The 5036-nt window shown below is 71.9% G+C and carries 4 protein-coding genes and 1 pseudogene; 1 reads left to right on the forward strand and 4 read right to left on the reverse strand.

Annotated elements, in window-relative coordinates; all coding sequences use genetic code 11:
- Positions 1–389 precede the first annotated feature (389 nt).
- The 4 genes and pseudogenes from V7E45_RS38645 to V7E45_RS38660 form a co-directional block, all read right to left on the reverse strand.
- A pseudogene (locus V7E45_RS38645) lies at positions 390–797 on the reverse strand (CBS domain-containing protein).
- 270 nt (positions 798–1067) lie between these two features.
- Entirely contained in the window at positions 1068–1445 is a 378-nt protein-coding gene (locus V7E45_RS38650) for a hypothetical protein (protein ID WP_333778958.1), read from the reverse strand.
- Between the two features lie 888 nt (positions 1446–2333).
- Positions 2334–2777, reverse strand: coding sequence for a DUF2267 domain-containing protein (locus tag V7E45_RS38655; RefSeq protein ID WP_443056352.1), 444 nt, complete (start codon positions 2775–2777; stop codon positions 2334–2336).
- A 576-nt stretch (positions 2778–3353) separates the two neighbouring features.
- Entirely contained in the window at positions 3354–3785 is a 432-nt protein-coding gene (locus V7E45_RS38660) for an Hsp20/alpha crystallin family protein (protein ID WP_333778960.1), read from the reverse strand.
- A gap of 425 nt (positions 3786–4210) precedes the next feature.
- Between V7E45_RS38660 and V7E45_RS38665 the strand changes: the two genes are divergently transcribed.
- Entirely contained in the window at positions 4211–4741 is a 531-nt protein-coding gene (locus V7E45_RS38665; RefSeq protein WP_333778961.1) for a GNAT family N-acetyltransferase, read from the forward strand.
- The last annotated feature ends 295 nt before the right edge of the window (positions 4742–5036 follow it).

Genomic DNA, 5036 nt, shown 5'->3' on the forward strand with positions numbered 1-5036 from the left:
CACCCACGCCGTCCAACGCACCCTGCAAATCGTCGGCATCGACACCGTCATCGACTGCCACCCCACCCTGACCGAAGCACTCGACGACTGATACACGACGGCGCCAACAGGTGGCCGGCTTCCCACCGCGGGCCAGCTCCCCACCTCGGGCCCGCCGCCTGACACCGTGCACCGGGGAAAGCAGGAGCCCCGGAGCTGAATGGCAGCGCATGCCCGGCCGAGGGCCGGGAGCCTGAGGGCGAGCGGGCCACACACGGGAGGCAATGACGGCCGGCGCGCCACTGAACAGCGCGCGCCACCGCATAGAGCGTCGCTGCCCGACCACGCGTTCGGGCAGGCGCGTCGATCCGCACCTGCCCGGCCATGTTCCTGTTCGCCAGCGGTGGGGGCTACTGGTTTGGCTTGGCCGCGCTGATGTCGCCGAGCGCCGACTCCTCGTCCCGTTCGATCGCCAGGTCGCCCAGGGAGATGATGCCTATCGGGTGGCCCTTCGCCACGACCGGAAGGCAGCGCACGGAGTGCTCGCGCATCAGGTCCACCGCATGATCGAGGTCTTCGTCGGCCGTTACCGTGACCAGCTCGCCGCTGCAGGCCGAGGCGACGCTCGTGTGCTACAGGTCGCCGCCCTCCGCCTGCGCGCGAACTACCAGGTCGCGGTCGCCGACCAGTCCGCGCAGCTCGTCGTCCTCGATGACCAGGACTGCCCCGATGTCCTCATCCCGCATCTTCTGGGCCACCGCCGTCACCGACGCCTGCGGCCCTACGGTCACCAGCCGGCGGGTCATGATGTCGCGCATGCGTCATGACGCCTCCCTTGCTCGGGGGCGGCGCCTCTTCGCGCCGTGCCGCCGAGTACCCGGCGCTCGCCGTGTGCACCAGGCGCGCGCAGGGGGCACGGAGGAGTCGATGAAGAGGACCGGGTGACGCGACGGCCTGTGGTCTCGTGTCCTGGACGCTCGCCCAGCACCGCTCGGCGCCGACGCGGGCACCCGGACCCTTCCCTGCCCGGCGGCGGGCTATCTGGGCACTTCATGCCGCCGGACCCCACGCCCACAGGCGAGATCCCCTCACCCCAGGCCGAGCACCTCAACGGCCGGGCCGGCCACGTCGGCGGCTTCGCGCCCCCCGACAGCTTCCCGCACTCCGGTGGCAAGCACCGCGCACGTGAAGACGATCGCCGGGACCTTCCAGTCCCAGGAGGCCAGCGCGATCACCGGCAGGACGAACAGCGAATGGACGGCCGTGACGGCGAACGCCGCCCGCGCCCAGCCACCAGCGAACGCGGGCCGACGCAGGACCGCCCAGTGCCGCCACCACAGTCCGGTGGCCACCGCCGCAATGGCCGCCATGACGGCGGCGCCCAGCCGGGCCAGGTCGGTATCGGTCACGCTGTCGGGATCCGGTGCCGCCGAGCCGGTCGCGTGCACGCTCAGCGCGACCGCCATCCACCCGAGGGCCGCCGCACCCAGCAGACCAGCCACAACCGCAGTACGCCGCCGAGCCCAACTGCTTCCATCATGCGAGGAGTTCGAATTCATGTCTCATCCTAGCCGCGGCACGCGTCCTCACCAGCCGTACACCCCAGCGGCGTTGCCGCGGAGCCGGTCGAAGCGGCCCAGGCCGACGACCGCCTGGACGGACGCAGTCGGCGCGTCCCGTCGGCACGTTGTGCCCGATGCCGGTCAGGCTGCGGTGAGCGCACGGCCCCGTGAACCAGTCCCGGGTCCCAGCGCCAGCGGCTGCGGCTGCGGCTGCGTCCCCGGGTCACGGGGCCGGAGCCGGGCCTCGCTCAGAGCGGGGGCGTCCCCTCGCCTTCGACGAGCAGGAACAGCAGCAGCTGCCCGGCTTCTTGCCCGCGGGGTGGTCGTCTCCTCCAGGAGAGGGGCGCCAAGCCAGTGATGCCGTCACGGAGCGCAACGGCGGCCGATACCGGGCCGCCGGCGACCAGGCCCGCCGGGCGACTCTCGCGGACAGCAGGCCCTACACGGGTGGGAGTTGTCGAGGCCGTTACTGACGAGCACCCAGCCGGCGGACAGCCCAGCCTGCACGGCGTACCTCGCCCCCGGGCAGATGTCGTGGGCGGTTGTGGGGGCGAGGCCTCGATCCGACGGGCGGTGGTACGGGAGCCGACGGGATCTCCCATGGTCGAACACCGCCTGCCGGGTCGGGGCCGGACAGGGGCCTCCGCCTCCGCCTCCGGCCCCCTCCTCCCCCCGTTCCGGGTCGGCCGGGCCTTCACGCCGAACCGAACAGTCCCGGAGCGGGCCAAGACCGGCCGAGGAGCCTGCGCCTTGCCATGTGCACCCAGCGCGTGGCCGGCCCCGCACCCCGGGTCAGGCGGCCCGGGTGAGCTCGGCCCGGCCGAACAGCAGCGCATAACCGCCGGGGAGCCCGCGCAGGATGCGGGTGAGCAGGTCGGGGCCGGCCAGGGCGGCGACGGTGGCCAGGACCGACCCGGTGTCCCACCGGGTGGTGGCCAAGGGGGCGTCGGCGCGGGCGGCGAGGTCCTTGACGAAGGCCCAGCCTGTCAGCGGCTCGATGGCGGGGATCTGCCCGGTGAGAATGCGGGCGGCCTCCTCCGGCAGGCGGGCGGCCAGGTCGACGCGTTCGTCACCCGTCACCTGGCGCCCCAGCCCTGCCAGGACCAGACGCACGGCTTCCTCGGCCCGTTCCCGGGTGGGGTAAGCGCCTTCGTAGCGGACCTTCTCCAGCATCTGCTCATACGTCATCGCGGGCACGGGCAGCTGCTGCAGGGGTACACGCCGGTCGGAGAACACTGCTGGACGTCACCTTTCTCGCGGAGGGCGGTATGGGGTGCCCGGCAGGGCGCACGGGCACCGGGAACAGAGTGAACGAGTGGAGCGGTCGGGGGCCGGGGACGATCGGGGGCGAAGACAGGGAGCTCGGCGAACAGCGGGTGGGCCCTGCGAAGAACGGGAGCAGGAAGGCGGAAGCGGAGCCCGGCAGTCGCCGTGCAGGGCGATGAGCGTCCGGCGCCACCGCCAGCTCAGGCGAGAGCCACGGCTGCGGGACGGATCGGCCCTTCTGCGGATCGGGGCGGAGCCCTTCCCCCGGTGAGTGTGCCGCCTGCCGGGCACACTCACCGGGGGGGCGGGTGTGTGCCCGGCAGGACGGGACCCCTGTGCGGGCCGTGCCTTCTCGTTTCCCGCCGCCTGCTGCCGTGCGGCCACGTGACCGCACCGGGCGGGAGCGTTTGCGGCCGGCGTCCAGGTCGCGCCGGCCGCCACCCCTCTACAGCCTCCTCGGCTTCTTCGGGTATGACACGAAGGACGAGCAGAGGGGTGGGCTGGGTGCACGTCCTGCGGCGCCCGGACAGCCCGGACCGGCCGGGTTCAGCCGGAGATCTCCTTGCGGTCCGATCCCGCGCCGATGGCGATCTTGCGGGGCTTGGCGCGTTCGGAGATCGGGATCCGCAGGGTGAGCACCCCGGCCTCGTAGTCGGCCTCGATGCGCTCGGTGTCCAGGGTGTCCGCCAGCACGATCTGGCGGGAGAAGACACCCAGCGGCCGCTCGGACAGTTCCATCTGGACGTCGTCGGACCTCGGCGCGGGCCGGCGCTCGGCCTTGACGGTCAGCATGTTCCGCTCGACGTCGATGTCGATGGCCTCGGGCTTGACGCCGGGCAGATCGAAGGCCACCACGTACTCGTCCCCCTCGCGGTAGGCGTCCATCGCCATCGCGGACGGCCGCGACCAGGTACCCGGGCCCATCAACTGCTGGGCCAGCCGGTCCAGTTCACGGAAGGGATCGGTGCGCATCAACATCGGACAACACCTCCACAAGAGCCAGGCAGTAACTGCTGCCAATGCGCCTCACACACACCGTTGTAGCACGTCGTCCAATGGATGACAAGTGTGATGTCGTCAAAGGGATGACACAGAGACTCGCTCAGCAGAAGACACGGCGCAACGGGCCCCCGATCGGTGCGGGGCCACACGGAAGAGCCGGGACTGCGTGCCGGGTCGACACGCAGGACGTAGCCGACAGCCGCCGCGCCGGATGCGAGGAGCTAGTCGCCCGACGAGGGCCACTCTGATCGAGACCGCTCGCCCCGCGGTGAACCGGACCGATCTCGCCCAGCCCCTCGGCGCCGCCAGCCGCCGACACCACCGCCCGGGGTGTTGTGCTGGGGGTGCTCGGTCAGGAAATTCGCTGGTCGCCGCTCGTTCATCGTGGTCATACTGCCGCGATGGATTCAGTGACGCTCGAGACCGACCGTCTGGTGCTCCGGGTCTTCACACCTGCCGACGTGGATGCGGTGTACGAAGCCTGCCAGGACGAGGACATCCAGTTCTACACCCCGGTGCCAGTGCCGTACCGGCGTGCGGACGCGGAAAAGCTCGTCGGCGAGAAGCTGCCCGCTCAGTGGGCCGAGGACAGGGACTACACCCTCGGCGCCTTCCGCAAAGACACCGGCGCCCTGGTCGGCTCGTACTGCCTGACCCTCCTCAGCCGCGGCGTATGGGAGCTCGGTTACTGGGCGGTCAAGGAACAGCGCGGACGCGGGTACTCGGTCGAGGCCGCTCGGGCCCTGTGCGACTGGGGCTGGGCCACCCTCGACGTCCACCGCATCGAGTGGTGGGCCATGGCCGGGAACACCGGCTCGCGTGCCGTCGCCGAGAAACTCGGGTTCACCGTCGAAGGGACACTGCGCAATCGCGGCATCGCCAACGACGGCAAGCCGCACGACTGGTGGGTGGGCGGACTGCTGAGACCCTGACGCTCGGGCCGGTGTCTGCCCGGCTGCGGTTCGCTCATGCAGGGAAGTTCCCGGTTCGGCCTCGCCCGGGCGGGACGGGGCCGCCCGGGCGTACAACAGCTGCCCTGCCCGGCAACGCAGGGCCGGCGGCCGGCACCGGCTTCCCTCATGCCCGCACGACGGCCCCGACCGGTCCGCCGGTACTGCCCACATCCGGTCCGCTCCCGCACGCCCACCCGGCCCCCGGGACGGGCGCACCGGGAGGGCCCTTCAGCGGTGGCAGTCAGGGCCTGCGTCGCAGGGGCGGGCGCGGGGC

The sequence above is a fragment of the Streptomyces sp. IBSBF 3136 genome, from assembly GCF_036815105.1.
Taxonomy (GTDB): domain Bacteria; phylum Actinomycetota; class Actinomycetes; order Streptomycetales; family Streptomycetaceae; genus Streptomyces.